Below are 18,795 nucleotides of genomic sequence, written 5' to 3' on the forward strand. Positions count from 1 at the left end.
AAGCGAATACCGTTGCCGCGCTGCTGCTCTCAGGCAGACCAGGTGGCCGCCGGGAAATGGCGCCGGCATGACCCGTGAAATGGACCGGGCATACCTGAAGCCCCCCGTCGGCGACACAGCCGCCTTGCCATCCGGCCGGTCGCTGGCGGTCCTGATCGTGACCTGCCAGGACCACGGTCTCCTCGAGAGGTGCCTCGCCAGCGTCGCTGAGCAGGTGCCCGGGCTGCCGGTCTACGTCTATGAGAACGGCGACGAAAGATACCCCGGTCGCGCGGAACTGGTCGCCCGTTATCCGGACGCTCGCTGGGTGCCGGGGCCGGTACACCTTGGCTACGCCGCGGCCGTCAATGCGCTGGTGGGACACACGCCGAGCGATTCTGATCTGTTGCTACTCAATCCTGATGCGCGCGTTCGGGGACCGCTGACCCGCACCAGAGAGTTGCTCCGCCAGCCTCGGGTGGCGGCGGTTTCTCCGATGGTGTGTGACGACGGCGGTCGACGATCGTGGGACATCGCGACCCGTCGCCTGACGTTGAACCGAGCGCTGATAGCGGCTGCAGGTTATGCGGGCCGGCTGCGCGGCACCCCGTTCTCTGCTCTCTATGCCCGCCAGCCGGCCGAATCACGGGGTATCCGCGGCGTTCTGGGAGCTGCCTGCCTGGCGATCAGCCGTGCGGCGTGGAATACCGTCGGCGGTTTCGACGAGGAGTTCGTGAACTACGGCGCTGCAGCCGACTGGCAAAGTCGCGCCCGTGCGGCGGGCTGGCGCGTGCTGTTGGCCGACGAACTCGGCGCCGAACGAAGCGATCCGGCAACCGCCGCGAGTGCCGGACACCGTCGCGACCGGGACCTGGCGCAGGCCAATACCGCGCTGCAGCTCGAACATCAACACAGCGTTCACCACGCGGACGCGTATCTTGCCGGCGCCAAGCTGCTGGAGCGGCTGCAGGCGTCGAGGCGCGGGGTCAAGGTGGGCGCTCGCACCCGCCGGCACCATGGCTTGCCGGCGATCGTGATCGCCACCAACCGCCTGGTGTACGGCGGCGCCGAGCGTCAGAAAGCTTTGCTGGCAACGGAGTTGGACCGCCGCGGCTACCCGGTCACCATTGTCTGCGTGCAACGGTTCGGCCCGCTGATCGACGAAATCCCACCCAGTGTGCGCGTGGTCCGCCAGCCCTGGTGGGCCCCCATCATCGACCTCCCTCCGGGGCCGGCGGTGCTCATCAGCGGCGACACCAACACCGAAACAGGATTTGGCACACTGTGGCGCGCAGCCGGTCGGAGCCGTCGCTGGTTGGTTGCCGCACACATTCCGCCCGAAGACGACCGGCCGATCTATTCCCGCCCCTTAACCGCAGCGATGCGCCGCGCCGACGGTTTCATCGTTCTGGCACAACGCCATTGGGACATGCTGACCGCACACCATCGGCTCGGCGAGCGGCGATTCGTGGTGCCCAACGGCGTCGTCGTCGCCGACGTCGGGGCCCCGCCGATCCGGACCGTCGGCGACCCACCACATTTGGTGATGCTCTCGCGCATCGTCGAGCACAAGAACCCGCACCTGCTGATCGAGGCACTCGGCGGCCTTGCCGACATGCCCTGGAAACTGTCAATTTTCGGTGACGGACCGGACCGGGAGCGCTTGCAGGCCCGCACCCCGGCCGAGTTGGGTGATCGGGTTCGGTGGCGCGGCTGGTCGCCGGGCCCCGGGCCGGCCTTGGCCGACGCCGACCTGCTTTGCGTCCCAAGTCGTTCCGAGGCGTTCCCGCTGGTGATTCTCGAGGCGATGGCTCGGGCGGTGCCGGTTGCGGCATCGGCCGTATGCGCCGTGCCCGAAATGCTGGACTTCGGAAGGGCGGGCTTTGTCATCGAGCCCGCCTCGGTATTGGGATGGCGCGAACACCTGGCCAGGATCCTGGCAGCGCCCACCGCGCTGCCATCGGTGGGACAGCTCGGTTTCGCTCGCATGCGTCAGCACTACACGGTGCAGGCAATGACCGATGCCTACCTCGACGCGATCGACGCGGTGCTATGAATTCGCTTCGGGCGCTGTGGCTTTCGCCCTGGATGCGTCCGCTGGCACGGGTACAGGCCGAGGCCCTGCGCCGGCGTGGTGTCGACGTGCTCCTGGTGACCACCGACCTACACCCGGAGTCCGACGCCGCACGGGACTACGAGCTGGTGCTCGATCCGCGGGTGCGCACGCCTGCGACCTGGCCCGCGTTCTTAGCAGCCCGGCGCCGTGTCCGCGAATACCGTCCACAGGTCGTGTTCGCCGAGCTGGTTCGCGATCCCCGTTGGATCATGCTGGCCGGGCGGGTTCCGCGCATCCAGCTGGTGCACGACGACAGACCACACGACCCCGTCGAACACCGGCCCGCCTACGAACACGCCGTCTTCGACCGCTGGGGTGCCCGTTCGGCAGCCACCATCACCTACAGCGAGTACGTCGCAGCCGCCGTCACCGCGCGCCGCGACGTCGCCGGCACGCGCGTGCACGTCGTGCCGCTTACCAGCGACCTCGCCCCGGCCCTGGTGCCGCCGCTCGTGCGACCCGAAGGGCGCCATGACTTCGTCATGATCGGCCGGCTGCACCCCTACAAGAACGTCGAGGTGGTGCTGCACGCCTGGCAGCGACACGTCGACGGCGGCTGGCGCGGCGACAACCTGGTGCTCATCGGCGGGCCGCTGGGCGCCGCCGCCCTGCCCAAACACACGCGTTGGCTGCCCGGCAGCTATCGCTACTGCGACGTCGTACCGACGCTTGCCGCCGCGAAAGGCTCGGTCGCCCACTACCGGCGCGCCTCGCAAAGCGGTGTCCAGGTGCTGTCGATGCAGCTGGGAGTGATGCCGATCGTGTCCACCGCCGGTGCCCTGCCCGAATACCAGCCGCCGGGCTGCCCCCCGATTGATGTCGACGACGTTGCCGGGCTGGCCGCCACCTTCGACGCCCTTGCCGACCCGGCCGTCGCGGCACGGCAGGGCGCCGCGGCGGCACGCCACTACGCGCAGCGATTCGCCGTCGAGCACGTCGCGGATCACCTGCTGGAGGTCATCACCGAGGTGGCGGCGCGCTGATTATTTCCCGGCGACCAGCGAGATAGTTTCGGAGAAAACACCGAGCTTGCCCAAGGCCTTTCCGCAGGAACGGCGCAACGCGGGCGTGGGTAAGATTTCCAAAAATCTTTCCGCCCACAATACGATGCGCAGGAACAGCATCCCAGCCTCGTCCGATCGGGCGAACTTTCTTACACCCAGCACTGTCAGCAGCATGCGGAATCGGCGGGGCACAAATCCATAACGCGCAGATACAAAGCCGGCCCTCCGCACCGACTCAACTAATTCGCGGCAGGTATATTCTTTCAAGTGCATGCCTTCCGGTGCAGCGCAGTTGAATACTCGCGAGACATCGTGCGGCCCGGTATACCGGCTGGGGGTATCGAATATGTAGTGCCCGTCACGCTTTAATATGGTACGTACGCTACGGAGATGAGTATCCAGGTCGCCGGGGTGTATGTGCTCGACGACCTGGTCAGATACCACCACATCGTACGTTTCGGCTGGCTCGAACTCGTCGAGGTGCACGCCGTCGGATATTCCCCAGGAAAGCTTCGCGGGCGACTCGGATATCAACTTCTTGCCGCGTTCGCGGGTGATCTCCGTCCCCCTGCAATCGTATCCGCAACCGGCCAGGAACGAGATCAGGCCGCCCTGGCCAGAACCGATTTCATAAATTGTTTTCGGGGGCTCACCGATGAGTTCAAGCCAGCCGCTGAACTTTTCGTGAGGTGTCGCGAAATCGGCTTCTCCGGAAAACTGATTGAGCCAGTCCAATTCGGCGTAAAGACGAGTGTAGCACCGGTCAAAAGTAGCCCAACGATCTGCTGGGTCAGATTCAAGCAACTCCTGCGTCAGTTGCTTTTCCAAATTCCAATGAGCCAATATCATTTGCTCGGTGATAGTTGCCTCGGCGGGAATGCGATAGGTTTTTTTGTAGCGTGCGATTAACTTGTTTCCCCTTGGTTCCACTGGCATTCCTCGATGGTCAGCAAGCTAACGACACGGGGCCGCAACGCGGCTGCGGCGCGGACAAATCAGCTGCGCAGTCTGCCGCGTCGGTTACGCCACACGATCACCGCTGCGCCGACGACGGCCAGGGCCACCCACGCTCCGCCGAACCACCACAGCCATCCCCAGTCCGAATGGCTCGGGGAATGAGCGCCCGGGCCGGACATGCCCCCGGCCATACCGGGCATGCCCATGGGATTGACGGTCACCGGGTCTTGTCCGGGGACCGACACCAAAGCGACGCCCTTGATGCTCGGCCAGCGGGAACTGTCAGCGTCCAGCCATCTGAGCAGCTCATCGAGCTGCCCGGACGCGCCGTTGGACGTCGCGATCAGCATCGACCGGCCGTGGTTGAAGACCGTCTGCAGAGATGCGAACCGCAATGTCGGGTCCAGCGCGAGCGTGGTGGGTTTGCCGTCGGACTGGAGCGCGTTGATGGTGATCGGCCCGGTGGGTCCTGCCGACACCGGAAGCACGACATCGGGGTGATTCCAGCCATCGGCGGCGATCACTAGAGCGGGGTTCGACGACTCGATCGCTTGTTTCACACCCGTGACAGCGGTGTCGATTGGGATCGAGCTGATTCGCTGCAAGCCCACCAGGATGTCGGCCGCGCGCGCGGTGTCGCTGAACGAGTGCGGCTCGATGCCGACCTGGACCTTGGGCATGAGCGCTTGCGGTACCGACGGCAGGCCATCGGGCACCGGCGGCTTGGCTGGGCTGCTCTGCACGGTGCTGTCGCCGTTGATGGTCAGCGTGAGCAGCTGGTCGCCGGCCCCGGCAATATAGAAGTCTCCACATCGCCCGACGTTGCCTGAAACATCGAGTGTCAGGTTCAGACCGGTCCAGCGCTGCAGCAACCGATCCGGGATACCGATCCAGCGGTCGATGGAGCCGTGGCCGTCGGTCGGCCAGTGGTCGACAGTCTCCGAAGCGACCGTGACTTCAATCTGGCCACCCATGTTGGTCGGCGTGGGCGAATAGGAACCCAGCAGATGCACTCGCACCCCATGGATGGACCTGCCAAACCGTGTCTGGTCCAGTCCGATCGACAGCCGCGGTTGCAGCCCCGAGGAGGTGACGACCGGCATCCCCAGTTCGCGCAGCGTGGTGGTGTCGCCGGGGAGTTGGATGCTCGACTTCAGTGACGTCACAACGGCCTTGGAGGCAAGCGCCAGTGCCGACAGGTCGCCGAACAGCAACGCGATGTCTGATTGGTTGCTTGGTCCCAGCGCTCCGGAGATCAACAGCCACGGCATGCCCGGCCCCTGAAGGGAAAGCCCGTTGTCGGATCCCTCTTTGACGACGATCTGGCGTTCCTGAGGTTGCGACGGCGTTGGCGGCGCCGCCTGTCCTTCTTTCAGTGCCACCACGGCAATCTCGGGGTTCTGTTTACCGTAGTGCGCGGCGGCGGACGTCGCCACTTGAATCGCCGTATCGGACTCGGCCGTCGACGGCGACTGCGGCAGATATATGGAAAGCTTCCGCAGGACCGGCGGCAAGAAATGGGCAACGGTCGTGGGCGGTTGTTCGACGCCGGTGAAGGCGACAGTCGTATTGGTCAGTCGCAACGGACTCCAGGGGTAAACGCAGAACCCGTCCTGAGGCACCAGGTGTGCGCGCAGTGTGACCGTCGCAAAGTCATTGACCACTTGCGCCCCGGCCAGCGGAATGACGAGCGGCGCTTGGTCGGTGGTGGGCAGGTTCACCTTCGCGATCTGGCGCTCGTCCTGTGTGACGGTGATCGTGCCCGACCGCAAGTTGATCGGCGGTTCCACAATCGCGTTCAACGCCGCCGGCGCCAGCCCGCGCGGGACCGGCAGGCTCAGCTGCACTGTGCCATCCAAGCCGTAGAACCCCACGTTCGAGCTGGTTCCGAGATCCGCTAAAGACAGGGTCAACGAGGCCGTCGTTCTGGGCGGTTCGCCGGGTTCGGTCGTGGTGCCCGGTTCGGTGGGCTCGGCCCAGGAGGCGGGGGCGCTGGTGGTCAAACAGCCGATGACAGCGGCCAATGCAAGGACTCTGCCCAGGTATTTCCGACCCATCACCGGAACAGTATGCATTGCTGAAAGCGCATCAAGAGCCAATCGAGCTGAAACGCCGCGGCGACTAGTTCGCAGCTACGCAGGCACCGCAACGGCCTGGGCGCGGTGACGGCCACCACGCACGAGCAACCCGGCTCGCTGCCCTGAACGACGCGCCGCTGCGGCCAACCGAATCCCGCACAGGCGCTGCCCGATAGCCGGCGGTAATGATCGCCGGACGACCCGAACCTCGCTACCGAGGCGGCATCGGTTCTGGCCATGCCTCAAGTCAGTTGCGCTGTGCGCCTCGCAAATACTGCATTTCGGCCACCGCCGGGCGCGCTGAGTTTGCTAAAGTTCCGCCAGACTTCGAAAGTCCCGGTTGCGCGGCGCACAGCACAGCCCGCCGGCGATGCAGCAGGTCGGAGCGAGGAGGACCCGTCGTTGCCTGAACCACGGCTGCGTGAAAGTGCCCGAGGCGACAAGCAGTCGACGGCATCAGGACCGGTCCGCTTCCCGATCCGGATACTGACGGTCGGGACCGCGCCGACCGGGCCCAACAGCCGCGGCGGCATGGCGGCGGTAACGCAATTGCTGATCGAGGATAACGATCCGCGGTTCCACATCCGCTCCGTTTCCACCTACGTAGACGACTCCCTGCCCGTGTGGCTCTGGACGGGGATCTCGGGCATGCTCAAGGCTTCAGCGCTGTTGCTGGCCGGCGTGGTCGACGTACTGCACGTCCACTTTTCGTTGCGCGGCAGCGTCGTCCGCAAGTCCCTACCGCTTTTCGTAGCGCGCATGCTGGGCATACCGACGATAATCCATTGTCACAGCTCGCACTTCTTCACCTGGTTCGATGGGCTGCCGGCTCCGCTGCGCCGCGCCGTGCGGGCGGCACTGCGCGCCGACTACGTGGTGCTGCTCGGTGAATCTCACATGGTGGCGTCCTCTGCGAGACTCGGATTCGAGGTGTCCAAAGCCCGGCTCCTCTATAACCCCGTGGTCATGCCCCGTGATGCGCCACCGCCTCGGACCCGCCGACCATTGTCGGCGGTGTCGCTGGGCAGATTGGGCACCAACAAGGGAAGCTATGACCTTGTACGGGCAATTGGCCTGCTGCCCAACGATATTCGGGCCGATCTGCGGATCACGCTGGCCGGGGACGGCGAGGTGGACCAGGTGCGCGAGTTTGTCCGCGCCGAAGCACTCGACGACACCATTGACGTCGTCGGGTGGGTCGGCCCGGCGGACCGCGACCGGCTGTTGGCCGAGTCGGCGATCTTCGTGTTACCCAGCTACAGCGAGGGCCTTCCGATGTCGGTGCTGGAGGCGATGGCCAACGGGGTGGTGCCGGTGACCACGCCGGTGGGCGCGATACCGGAAGTGGTGACCGACGGTGTGAACGGTCTGCTGGTCAAACCCGGCGAACCAGCCCAGTTGGCAGCGGCGCTGCAGGCCCTCATCGTCGATACGAAGTTGCGTGATCGCCTGGCCGCCGCCGCTTACGCACGTGCCGGCAAGTTCGACGTCGCCCGCTGGCGGGACGCACTGCACGACGTGTGGCTGGCTGCGGCATCGCAGCCAAGAACTGTTAGCCCGCGGTGGCCATTCGCCGGCTTCCGCCGTAGCGACGCGGCAATCCTCCGGAGACCATGAGCCGAAAGTAGTCGAACGACGAATCGCTGCCCACCGCTAGCCGCGGCAATTCCAGCGGGTCGCAGCCGCGATCGGCAAAACCCGTCACAGCAGTCAACGCCCATCGCACGCCGCGACCGCGGAGCACCTCCTTGGCGCGCGTGTCGAAGTCCTCTAGCCGACCGTTGGGGTACGCGAAAATAGTTGGTGCCCAACCAATCTCACGCTCGACAGCCGCGCAGGAATCGGTGATCTCCTGCTCGAGCTTGTCGTCGTCGCACCGGGCGAGGATCGGGTGGGTCACCGTGTGCGGATACAGCCTCACCAGACCGTCGCCTGCCATCTCACGCGCCTGGTCCCACGAAAGCATCTGGAACGGACCGGCGTCCCCGCCGTCCGGGCAGCCCAGCGCCTCGAGAATCTCGTCCAGTACGGCGATCCGCTGCGCGTCGGCCAGACCCTTCAGCCGCTCAACCGAAGTCGCGTAGACCGCACCGCGGTTGGCTGAGCCGTCGAGCGAACGCATGCCCAGGCCCAGCGCGGCCAGGTCGATCTCGGTTGCCCGGGTGCGTGCGATCGCCAGCCAGAGCCGGTCAGGCCACAGTGCTTCGTCGCTGCCCATCGGGCCGGTCGCCAGAAATACCGCGGCGGGCAGTTTCAGAGCGCGCAATACCGGCATCGCGTGTGTGGCGAGGTTGCGAGTGCCGTCGTCGAAGGTGATCGCCATGGCGCGCGGCGGCAATGTCCCCGCCGCAAGGCGATCGAGGGCCTCTTCGAGCGGAAGGACGTTGAAATGCTTGCGCACATATTCGAGTTGACGGCGATACAGCTGCGACCCGAGCACATGCCAGCAGGGCGGCGCCAACGGTTCGTCCTCCACACCGTGGAACATCACGATCGCGAGTAGATCGCGGTGTCGCCGCCGGGCCCACGCCGGCACCCCTGCGGCGCACAGCAATCCGGCCGCGAAGTTCTTGATAGCTGCCCGGGAAACCTGCGACGTGAGGCCGTTGAATCTTGCCATCATTGGGCGAACTCTAATCAGCGCTCACCGGTTTGGCCGCAACACCGCCGCACACACGTCGGGTATGCATGCCTTCGAGCTTGGCACCAGTGGATGCGGCTCTGTCCGCAGAGCCATTCGCATGTGTGACTCGGCAATGGACGCTAGGCTCTCGTCGGTAATCAACCCAATGACGAACGGCTAGCCGAGATGGACCGGTGCGGCAACGAGACTCGAGTGCGAAACCAACGCCGCCGACGCGTCGGCAGAGCCGATCTTTCACCCGCACAGCATGAGCAACCGGCGGTGACGGCTTGACGCGTGCACTGCGCGACATCCTGGCCCCGTCGCGTCTTACCCACATCGTCGATGTCGGGGCCAGCCGCAGCTGCGGCGACTGGCCGTACACGCCGATGCTCGACGCCGGCTTGTGCTGCGTGACAGGGTTCGAGCCGGGGCGCGAAGCGTTGCTCGAGTTGCACAGGACCTGCGGGCCTAACGAGCGCTACCTGCCCTATGCGCTGGGCGACGGCCACCCCGCGACGCTGAAGATCTGTCCCGCGCCGGGCGCCATGACCAGCCTGCTCGAACCGGACCCACTGGCGCAGGGACTGTTCACGCTTTTCGATGAGTTTGGACAAGTGACCGCCCGAGTCCCGGTTGACACACATCGGCTCGATGACATCGGCGAGATCGAGCATCTCGACCTGTTGAAGATCGACATCCAGGGAGGTGAGCTGGCGGTATTTCAAAATGGACGCGACAAGCTCGCTGAAGCGGTGGCAATTCAGACCGAGGTGTCTTTTATCACCCTATATCAAGACCAGCCGCCATTCGGAGAGGTCGACTTAGAGTTACGACGCCAGGGATTTATCCCGCATTGCCTTCCCGGCCAGGTGACGAGGTGGGTGATCGGTGACTTTGCGATCGGCGATCCTTATCGGGCGCTGAATCAGATCTTAGAGACCGACATCGTCTATGTGCGCGACTTTATCCGCCCGGGGCGTATGAGTGACGAGCAATTGAAGCATTTGGCGATGATCGCGCATCACTGTTATCAGTCGTTTGACTTGGCATTGCGGTGTGCGCAGTTATTGGAAGACCGCAACGCTGTGCCGGCGGGAAGTTCGCGCCGGTACCTGGAGGTTTGTCGACGCAGCGTCGGCTACAAACGAGCGATCTGGTGGGCACAACATCACGCGGCGCGGCTGAAGTATCGGCTGAGGGCAATGGCCAACTCGGCCGGCGCTGCCCATGGTCGCCAACGACGGGTGGGCGGCGGCGGGTGACACATAATCGTTGCCCACCAAGCCGCGACCGGCGCGGAGCCCGCCCGCTACCGGCGAGCGGCGTGTTTGGATCCGCTGACTTTGCGATGCCGTTACGGTTTCGGGCGTGCGCGAAACCCCGGATGCCGGTCGCAAACGAAAGCTTGCGGAGGACTTGCGGAGGGCCAAGTGAGCACTCGACCAGAGCTGAAGACCGTCGACGTCTACAACGAGGATGCGATCCTCGTTTCGTCGATCATCAAAGACCTCGGACGCCCATTGGAGATCCTGGAAGCCGGTTGCGGGCTTGACTGGCCGCTGGATCTCGACGGCGTCGACTATCGGCTGACCGGTATCGACCTCGACAAGGATGCCCTGCAAAGCCGTATTCAGAAGATGGGTGACCTGCACGAGGCGATCATCGGCGACCTCGCGGCACCGGCGACCATTCCAGCCAGCCGTTACGACGTCATCTACAACTCCTTCGTCCTCGAGCACATACCTGACGCCGAGGGCGCGCTGATCAACATGCTGAACGGGCTCAAACCGGGAGGGCTTTTGGTGCTGCGCATCCCGGACCGGGACTCGGTATACGGGTGGACGGCAAGGCGCATGCCTTTTCGGCTTCACATCGCTTATTACCGGTACTTTGTGCGTTATCCGCACGCTGGAAAACCCGGGCATTCACCATTTCCCACCTATTATGCGCCCCTTATTTCCCGTGCCGGGATACGCGACTTCTGCAACAGAAACGGCTGCACGATTCTCGAAGAACGGGGACATACGTACTACGTGCGCGGCACGGACGTTCGGGTGCGGATAACGCGGGCATATGCGAAAGCCCTGTCGGCGATTTCTCTTGGCGCACTATCGTGGCGGCACAACAATCTCACCTATGTCATACGTAAGGGCGAAGCTGGCTCGCTCGGGGATGACCCGGTTTCATAACCGTTCGTTCGTGAGCCATCGCGTGAAGGGCAATGACGGTATCGCGAGGTCTTCGACCGACGAGGATGTGTCCGTGCACGTCGGCGTTTCAGCGAATGAAAGCCCGGATTTCACATCGAGCCCGTCTGGACGGCGACCAACGACTTGATCAGACCGCCGAATCGCTCGTACCAGATGGTCGATGACGGGAAGTACCGACGCATCTGCGAAATACCGATCAGATCGATTTCGTCGACCTGTTCCTGCGCCTCTTCACGCGTGTGGGTCCGAATGTAGCCGCGGTTCCAGTGCATCGATATCTGCACCCGCGCTTCGTAGGGCAGCCACTGGATGCCGGGAAAGAGCCAGTGCGGTTCGATCGGAAAATACCGGTACGGCGTCTGCACCCAATGGCGATCGGCCAGCGAGCGGATGTGGTCAGCCAAACGCTGCCGTCGCGCGTGGCCACCCACATGCTCGAGCAGCGAATTGGAGTACACCAGATCGAAGCGATCGCCCGCGACCGCGCTGGGCAGGTCGCATGCGTCGCCCTGGATCGCGACAACACCGTCGATCGACGACTCCTGCGGCAGCAGGTTTACCGCGGTAACCGACTTGGGCAGCACCGGCGCCATCCGCCACGACTCGGGTGTGCCGCCCAGGTCCAGTACCCGCATTTCCGCGAAGGACGGGAAGGTGTCGATGAAGTGCTGCCAGCGCCGGGCGCGAGCACGCCCGGACAACGACCGCCTCGAATTGACGTCCGTAGCGGCGTTCCGCAACCAGGTTGACATTTACCCCGACTCTTGGTCGCCCGTCCGAGAATCTGCACTGCGGCGTTCCGAATGACAAGCCGCCGGCAGGCGCCGCGTAGTGAGAGTAATCGCTGCCACCGATGGCCGCAAGGGTATGGGCGATCGCATCTTCTTCGCAGGCAATTCCCTTCCGCCCCAACCGATTCGGGCTGAGCGGCTAAACGAGTAACCTGAATATCGTGCGCGGCAACGGCGGCACAATTTCGCTGAAGACGGTCAGACGCCGAAGATGGCGTAGATGCTGACGGTAGTGAATCTGTCGAGCCGCCGGAACCGCGTGCGCGCCTTTTCGAGCACCGGCAGCAGCCGCTTGTCGCCGCAGTTGTAGGCGAGGTGCATGAGCCGCAGCCCGCTGTCATCGAACGCGGCCCGGAACTGGTCGGGGGTATTGCCGTTGAGGCCGATGTCCAACAACGAACTCACCGGATGCCCGTTGTGCCGGGCAGCGGCCGCATACACCACGCGTTTGGGCAAAACCGCATGCGCCCAGGGCACTTTCAGGCCGGTGCGGCCGTGGTCGCCGTAGGGGCTGTAGTACAGCGGACTGAAGCCCGCGTAGAGAATTCCGCCCGGCCGGACCAAATGCTTGCCGAGCGCCTTCAGTAACGAGGCGACGTCCGGGGCGTGCTCGAAGGTGTCCTTGGACACGATCACATCGAATGGTTCGGCTACCGGAAGCGACAGCGCGTCGACCGCGCGAAATGTCACGCGGTCGCGCAGCTGGGGAAATCGCTGCGCCACGTTGCGGTCGGCGAAGGCGATGAGGTCCTCGTACAGGTCGACGCCGACCACGGTGGCTCCCGCTTGCGCCATTTCAATGGACAGTGCCCCAAGGCCGCAGCCGACATCGAGCACGCGTTTGCCGGTCCAGTCCGGGGGCGCGATTCCCAACCGATGCCAAAACTCTTCGTTGGACTCCGTTTGCGATTCGAAATACTGCAACGCGGATTCTTCGCTTTGCGTCAACGCGGCGATTCCCGTCTGTGCGATGGTTTGGCAACTGAATTTAGCCGGATATTCAGGCATTCACCCATACGGTTGACTCTCACCCCGAAAGTACCGGGGGCTTGCTCGCCAGCCCGGTCCACAGCTGGGTCAGCTGCTGATACCAGCGGTCGAGCCCGAACTCGCCCGCCCGGTCGCGTGCGACCGCGCCAAGACCCGCCCGCAACTGTTCGTCGGTCACCAGGACGTTCAGCGATCCCGCAATCTGACCTGGACAGCCGGGTTCGACGATCAGCCCGTCGATGCGATCGCTGATCACCTCGCCCATGCTGCCCACCATCGTGGTCACCGGCACCAGCCCGTACGCCATCGCCTCCAGCAGCGCCACCGGCAGGCCTTCGTTGTAGCTGGGCAACACGAAAACGTGTGCGCTGGCGAGCAATTCGTCGCGCGCCGCGGGTTCAAGCCAGCCCGCAACGCGGATGGCCTCGCCCAGCCCGGCCCCGTTGACCGCGGCGCGCACCTCGTCGACTTCGCCGTCGCCGGCCAGCGTCACCCGCAGCCGGTTGCGAACCGTCGCGTCGAGCGAGGCAACGGCGACGATCAGGTCATAGCTGCCCTTGCGCGCCCCCAGCCGACCCACCGACACCGCATGCACCCGCTCGGCACCGACCTGGGTCACCGCGACGTCGGGGATCCGAACAGCGTTGTGCAGCACGCTGATTCGGCTGTCCGTCACCCGCAGCCGGGTGGCGTATTCCTCAAGCTGACGCTCGCCCAGCACCAGCCAGCGATCGGCGGGCAGCATGCGGCGCACCGCGGCCTGCGCCAGCGGCGGCAGTCGATCGAACCAGCCGGCGAAGTCGTAGCTGTGTGCGTGCACCACTGCCGGTACCCGGGCCAGCCGCGCCGCCCACAACGGCAGCGCCTTGCGGACCACGCTGCCGCCGTGTGCCAGGTGTACGTGCAAAACGTCGGCGCGACCGCACAGCACCAGCCAGGTGGCACGCATCATTCCGTGCACGCCGACCAGCAGCCGCCGCCACCTGGGTTCGTCGACGAATGTCGGCACGACGGTGATGCAGATTCGCTCGTCGGGATGTGCTGCCATCAGGGCGATCACGGTAGCCATGCCGCCCCGGCTGTCCGGCGCGGTCGGGGCCGGACCCACCACCAGTACCCGCAGTGGGCGCACCGCAGCCTTTCCGACCGAATTCACCCAAACCCACCGGTGAGCACCCGGGCCGGGGGGCCGGCCATCTCGTCTACTGCCGCGGCCGCCGGCCGCAGACCGGCGAACCCCATCGTCGCGCCCAGGGCCAGACCAAGCGAAACGGCGTCCGTCGGCATCTCCGGCAACGGCCACACGGTGGACATCGCGAGCAGGCCGGCGCTGACCGCCGCGCTGATCTTGGCCGGCGCCGACGCTCGGCGCAGCGCCCGCAGCAGCGGCGTCACCGCGAACACGGCGAACGCCGCCATGCCCACCATCCCGGCTTTGGCGAGCCACCACAGGTAGAACAGGTGGGAGTAGGTCGGATAGAACTTCATGGTGAACTCGTCGGGGTCGCTCCCGTACGGTTGCTGATAGGCGTAGCCCAGGCCGTGGCCGAACACCGGCGCCTGGGCGATAGCGCGGTCCAGGTTTTCGACTTCTCGCAGCCTGTCCAGTGTCGACGGGTCAACCGCGAGCGCACCTGTCGAAACCCCGCCCAGCACCCGGCGATTGAATGCGCTGAACTGCTCGGCAATCCACGTTCCGGTCGATGAACCCTGCAGCAGAAACAGCGACCACGCCACCGTCGCCGCGATGACCAGCACGCTGATCGCGGTCAGGGTGAGTGACCGGCGCAGGGTCAACCAATTGAAACCGGCAAGTACGGCGACGACGGCGGCCACCGCAAAGGAAATCAAGGGGTTACGGCTGAATGACAGCAGCGAAATGATCAGCGCGGGCGGCCCCAGCACCAGATACATAGCGGGCCGGACCCGGCCGACGATCGTGGCGGCGATCAGTGCGGTCAGCACCGCCGTGGCCGGCGTCTGCGCCGACAGGATGATGCGTAGCGCTTCGCCGGCGCCGCTGCCCTGCAGGCTTTCCGCCCGGCCGGCGAGCCGGACGGCATGAAACGAGCCGACAATGGCCATCGCGGCCGAAAACCACAGAATCACGACCATCGCGCGGATCGACCCTTTGACGTAATTGCCCTTGACGATCAGCAATGCCAGGATGAACCCGGCGACCATCTCGAGCAGCGTCGTCGATTCCCGGATCACCACCCAGTCGGCATGCCCGGTGGCGAAGCCGACAACGGTCGAAAACACCACCATCAACGCGAAGATCCCCGGCAACACGAAGTCGGAGAAGCGCGGTTTGACGACCGGGATCAGATAACAAATCGCCAGCACCAGCGCCGCCTGATAGGCGTAGATGACCGCCGGGCCGACGACTTTGCCGACGTGCAAGTCGGCCGGCAGTGCCGCAAACGCCCAGAAAAGCGCGACCCAGACCATCGCTTCGGGTTTGGCCCAGTACACGACCAGGCTGAACATCGCCGCGATCAGCATCAGTCCCTGGCCGGTTTGGCGTACCGCGAACACGCCAACCAGAAAGCACCCGAACCCGAAAACGGCCAGTACTGCTCCAGCCGTCGCCAGCCGATGGCGATCCCGTAGATAGACAATCACGGCGATCCGCTGACCTTGGCCCGGTAAATCCGGGCCGCGGCTCTGGTGTGCCGGGGCACCCGCGCGTCGGTCAGCACGGTACCGACGATCTGCGCGCCGGCAGCACGCAGCGCCGTCAGCGCGTCGTTGAGTTCGTCGACGGTGGTTCGTCCCGCCCGCACCACCAGCACCGTGGCTTGAACCGCGCCGGCCAATAGGCCACTGTCGGCTGTCGCCAGCACCGGAGGCCCGTCGACGACCATGCGGTCGAAACGCGACGACAGGTCCGCCAGCACGGTGTCGATCACCTCCGGCAGGTACCCACTGCAGGGCGAGGTCTCGCGGCGGACGAATCGCGCTCCGACAAGAAACAGGTTCGAAATCGGCGTCGGCTTCACGACTTCGGCAGCAATAGCGGGACTGGCCAGGGCGTTGGCCAGGCCCTCCCCCGACTCGACCCGCAGCAAGCCGGCGAGCACGGGGCGGCGGGTATCGCCCTCCACCAGCAGAACGTCTTCGCCGAGTTCAGCAAGCGCCAGCGACAAGTTCAGTGCTGTCGTCGTGGTTCCTTCACCGCCGAACGGCGCGGCCACCAGCACCCGGCGGACGTCGGATCCCATGGCCCTCAGCAGCCGGCCGCGCAACCCGCGCACCGCGTCGTCGGCTGTGACGTCGGTGCCGAATCGCGGTGTGCTGCCGTGCTTTCCGGGCAACTCGGCCAAGGTCGGCAGACCCGAAAGTTGTTCCAGCTTGCCGCGGCTACGGACGCTGCGATCGCTGGCCTCCCGGGTCAATGCGACCGCGATGCCCAGTAGCACCCCGGCGGTGAGGCCCATGGCCATGTTGCGCAGCGGGATCGGCCTACTCGGGCGGCTGGGTACCTCGGGCTGCTTGACGATCGTCGCCGTGGCCATCGGAGTTGACTTCGGCGGTTGGGGCGTATCCCTGCCTTGCGGAGCGCCCTGCGGACGCGCATTGACATCGAGCGTGGGAACCAGCGTGGCAAACGAATCGGCCATGGCGCCGGCCAGCAGCGCGGCCCGCTTTGGATCGGTATCGGTGACGGTGATGGTGAACAGCATCGACTTCGGGGTGTACTTCACCTGGGTATTGCTCACCACGGTGTCGCCGCTGATCGGCAGTTGCAGCCGACTGACGGCGCGCTCCGCTACCGCACGCCCACCGGCGATCTCGGCATACGACGACAACCGGTCTTGTGCAGCCTGCCCGCCCCAGTACACCTCGGTGACGTCGGTCGCACCGGCAATCGAGATGAGAACGGTGGCCGACGACTGGTACGCCTTGTTCTGGAAGATCGTGACGGCCACCGCACCGGCCAGACACGCCAGCAACGCGGCCACGACGAGTTTCCAGCGCGTGAGGAGGGTCTGAACGAAGGTGCGGAAATCCATCCACTGCCCTTTCTTGACCCGATGCCACACGAATAGGGCCGATACTGTCTACTGCGCACCCGCCGCGCTGACCGCGAGCACATTATGCAGCATCGCCGTGCAACGTAGCGTCAAGATCGCTGCGTATGGCCGAACAATCGCGAATTTCCCTGACTCCCGGTATGCCGCGCCGCCGCGGGTGTGTGACAGTGCCCCGGCGGGTATCAGAAGTTCGGCTGCCTCGCAGAACTGGTAGCGGGTCGGCGACCATAGCGTAGGATCCACGCCGCAGCGTTATGTTCACGCCCAGCAACGACGTAGCCGTAGCGGATGGCCATGGATGCCCAGCCGGTGATCGCGAGGAAACACTGCTGGAGACACCACACATGCCCGTCGCACGCTCTGTCAAACGCCGGCTGGCCCCGGTGGTGAAAGCTGTCGCGCCACGCTTGTTCTGGCGGCGGAAGTACCGCTTACTCCAGCGTCTCGACGAATCCAGCCGGGACGCGCGGCTGGCGGCGTCGTTATGCGATCCGAACCGCATTTCGCTGGACATAGGAGCCGACGTCGGCGACGTCACGATCGCGATGCTTCCGGCCTCGCGGTCGGTCATAGCGTTCGAACCCCGGCCGGCCCAGGCTCGAGATCTCACGGCCATGTTCGCAGCGGTCGGCGCCGCGGTGCGGGTCGAAGCTGTGGCGCTGTCGGACAGGCCCGGCGTGATGGCCATGCGAGTGGTCGAATCCGAACCGGGCCGAAGCACCATCGACACCGACAACGTCCTCAGCGACGTGATTGGCGGCGACGTCCAAAACATCGACGTACCGGTCAAGCGTCTCGACGACCTTCAGCTCGATGACGTCGGCCTGATCAAGATCGATGTCGAGGGCCACGAGCTGGCCGTGCTGCGCGGCGCCGTGGACACGCTGCGGCGTAACCGGCCGGCGATTCTCGTCGAGGCCGAGGAACGGCATCGCCCCGGCGCCGTCGCCGAAATCACCACGTTGTTGACCGGTCTGGGCTACACGGGCTACTTCGAACTCGACGACGTCCGGCGGCGGGTCGAGGAGTTCGACCCGACGCAACACCAGAATCCGGCAAACATCGGCGGCCGGGAAAACCTCTGGGCGGCTCACGGCGTCTACGTCAACAACTTCGTCTTCGTGCCTGCGAAGGGCTGAGGCGCACGGGCTTGTGCAGGCCACTGAATTACCGGCTGGGCTAGGTTCGGCGGCATGGGAAGCACGTCCTCGCTGGCGCCGCCAACCTTCAGACTGCCCGTCGGAAGATGAGCGCCCGGGCGCGCGACCGAAACTTGGGCGTCGGCAAGAACTCAACGTGCATCTGCGGGTCCGCCGCCTTTCCCAGCGCGGCAAAGGCCGAGGGGCTGTAGGCACGCAGATGGCTGATGAGTGCTTCATGCATGACCGCGCGTGCGGCGGCCACGCGGTCGCACCCGCACCGCGATGTTGGGGAAGATACATACGGGCACCAGCAGCAGACCCAGAGATGGCCACCGCATGATGTCCACGATGAGAAAAGCCGTACCGACGCGAGTGGCCTCGGCGATTGCCTTGGCTGCGACCGAGGGCGGCAAGTGACAAGCGGCAAGTGATAAAAGGCATAGGCGAAAACCACCAGGTCGTAGCTGTCGTCAGGATCGTCGATGTCGGTAGCGTCAACGACCTTGGTTCGCGCCCGCGGGTTGCGCCCGAGTGGACCGCTGGCGACGTTGTGCACCGAAAACGGGTCCAGGTCGGAGATGTGAGCTCGGCGGTGGGGTGTGGTCGCAATATCTGCTCGGAAAGTCGTCCGTGCCCGGCGCCCAGTTCCAGGATGCGGGGCGTGTCGATACCGGCAAGCAATTTGACCACGTAGCCAGCGATCGTCTCGTGCCTGCCATTGCGAGTGCCCATGGCCTCTAGCCTCGATTTTGCATCGAATTGATGCTGAGGGCGCTCAGTCGTTGAATTGTGTTGCTGGGTAGGTATTTTCGCGTGCTGGCATGGAGGGGTGTCCCGTGTCGCGGGGTGGGGCGGGCTTTCCTTG

General features: G+C 65.1%; 14 protein-coding genes. 6 read left to right on the forward strand and 8 right to left on the reverse strand.

All coding sequences use genetic code 11. The annotated features are described in order from the left end of the window. The first annotated feature begins 67 nt into the window (after positions 1-67). Both EET13_RS22560 and EET13_RS22565 read left to right on the forward strand, forming a co-directional pair. On the forward strand, positions 68-2,035 hold the full coding sequence (locus tag EET13_RS22560; protein ID WP_122444346.1) for a glycosyltransferase: 1,968 nt from the start codon (positions 68-70) through the stop codon (positions 2,033-2,035). Continuing rightward, positions 2,032-3,078, forward strand: coding sequence for a glycosyltransferase family 4 protein (locus tag EET13_RS22565; protein WP_122444347.1), 1,047 nt, complete (start codon positions 2,032-2,034; stop codon positions 3,076-3,078). Before EET13_RS22560 ends, EET13_RS22565 begins: the two co-directional genes overlap by 4 nt. Here the strand turns inward: EET13_RS22565 and EET13_RS22570 are convergent, their stop codons facing one another. Next, entirely contained in the window at positions 3,079-4,035 is a 957-nt protein-coding gene (locus EET13_RS22570) for a class I SAM-dependent methyltransferase (RefSeq protein WP_244604052.1), read from the reverse strand. 59 nt (positions 4,036-4,094) lie between these two features. Then, a complete protein-coding gene (locus EET13_RS22575) occupies positions 4,095-6,131 on the reverse strand; it encodes a hypothetical protein (protein ID WP_122444349.1) in 2,037 nt (678 codons plus the stop codon). 405 nt (positions 6,132-6,536) lie between these two features. Here EET13_RS22575 and EET13_RS22580 point away from each other — a divergent pair, with 405 nt between their 5' ends. Next, the gene (locus EET13_RS22580) at positions 6,537-7,751 is read left to right on the forward strand and encodes a glycosyltransferase family 4 protein (RefSeq protein ID WP_168990864.1); all 1,215 of its coding nucleotides are present in this window, start codon (positions 6,537-6,539) and stop codon (positions 7,749-7,751) included. On the opposite strand, the gene EET13_RS22585 is transcribed toward EET13_RS22580, so the two are convergent. Continuing rightward, positions 7,687-8,757 (reverse strand): polysaccharide deacetylase family protein, encoded by a 1,071-nt coding sequence (locus EET13_RS22585; protein ID WP_244604053.1) that lies wholly within the window; start codon positions 8,755-8,757, stop codon positions 7,687-7,689. The two genes, EET13_RS22580 and EET13_RS22585, sit on opposite strands and share 65 nt — an antisense overlap. Before the next feature lie 290 nt (positions 8,758-9,047). Between EET13_RS22585 and EET13_RS22590 the strand changes: the two genes are divergently transcribed. Together EET13_RS22590 and EET13_RS22595 are read left to right on the forward strand one after the other, a co-directional pair. Further along, positions 9,048-10,022: an FkbM family methyltransferase gene (locus EET13_RS22590; RefSeq protein WP_122444351.1), complete on the forward strand. Its 975-nt coding sequence runs from the start codon at positions 9,048-9,050 to the stop codon at positions 10,020-10,022. A 168-nt stretch (positions 10,023-10,190) separates the two neighbouring features. Then, positions 10,191-10,949 carry a class I SAM-dependent methyltransferase gene (locus EET13_RS22595; RefSeq protein ID WP_244604054.1) on the forward strand — a complete coding sequence of 253 codons (759 nt, stop codon included), beginning with the start codon at positions 10,191-10,193 and terminating at the stop codon, positions 10,947-10,949. Positions 10,950-11,059: 110 nt separating this feature from the next. Here the strand turns inward: EET13_RS22595 and EET13_RS22600 are convergent, their stop codons facing one another. The 5 genes from EET13_RS22600 to EET13_RS22620 form a co-directional block, all read right to left on the reverse strand. Then, positions 11,060-11,722, reverse strand: a complete 663-nt coding sequence (locus EET13_RS22600) for an RlmE family RNA methyltransferase (RefSeq protein WP_122444352.1) — start codon at positions 11,720-11,722, stop codon at positions 11,060-11,062. 237 nt (positions 11,723-11,959) lie between these two features. Continuing rightward, on the reverse strand, positions 11,960-12,769 hold the full coding sequence (locus tag EET13_RS22605) for a class I SAM-dependent methyltransferase (RefSeq protein ID WP_122444353.1): 810 nt from the start codon (positions 12,767-12,769) through the stop codon (positions 11,960-11,962). Positions 12,770-12,788: 19 nt separating this feature from the next. After that, positions 12,789-13,907, reverse strand: coding sequence for a glycosyltransferase family 4 protein (locus tag EET13_RS22610; RefSeq protein ID WP_122444354.1), 1,119 nt, complete (start codon positions 13,905-13,907; stop codon positions 12,789-12,791). After that, complete coding sequence (locus tag EET13_RS22615; RefSeq protein WP_211186509.1) at positions 13,904-15,382, reverse strand: O-antigen ligase family protein; 1,479 nt, start codon at positions 15,380-15,382, stop codon at positions 13,904-13,906. Before EET13_RS22615 ends, EET13_RS22610 begins: the two co-directional genes overlap by 4 nt. After that, complete coding sequence (locus EET13_RS22620; protein ID WP_122444370.1) at positions 15,373-16,767, reverse strand: tyrosine-protein kinase domain-containing protein; 1,395 nt, start codon at positions 16,765-16,767, stop codon at positions 15,373-15,375. The genes EET13_RS22615 and EET13_RS22620 overlap by 10 nt, the downstream gene beginning before the upstream one ends. Before the next feature lie 365 nt (positions 16,768-17,132). Here EET13_RS22620 and EET13_RS22625 point away from each other — a divergent pair, with 365 nt between their 5' ends. Next, the gene (locus tag EET13_RS22625) at positions 17,133-17,927 is read left to right on the forward strand and encodes an FkbM family methyltransferase (RefSeq protein ID WP_122444371.1); all 795 of its coding nucleotides are present in this window, start codon (positions 17,133-17,135) and stop codon (positions 17,925-17,927) included. Positions 17,928-18,795 lie beyond the last annotated feature (868 nt).

The organism is Mycobacterium attenuatum (assembly GCF_900566085.1).
GTDB lineage: Bacteria > Actinomycetota > Actinomycetes > Mycobacteriales > Mycobacteriaceae > Mycobacterium > Mycobacterium attenuatum.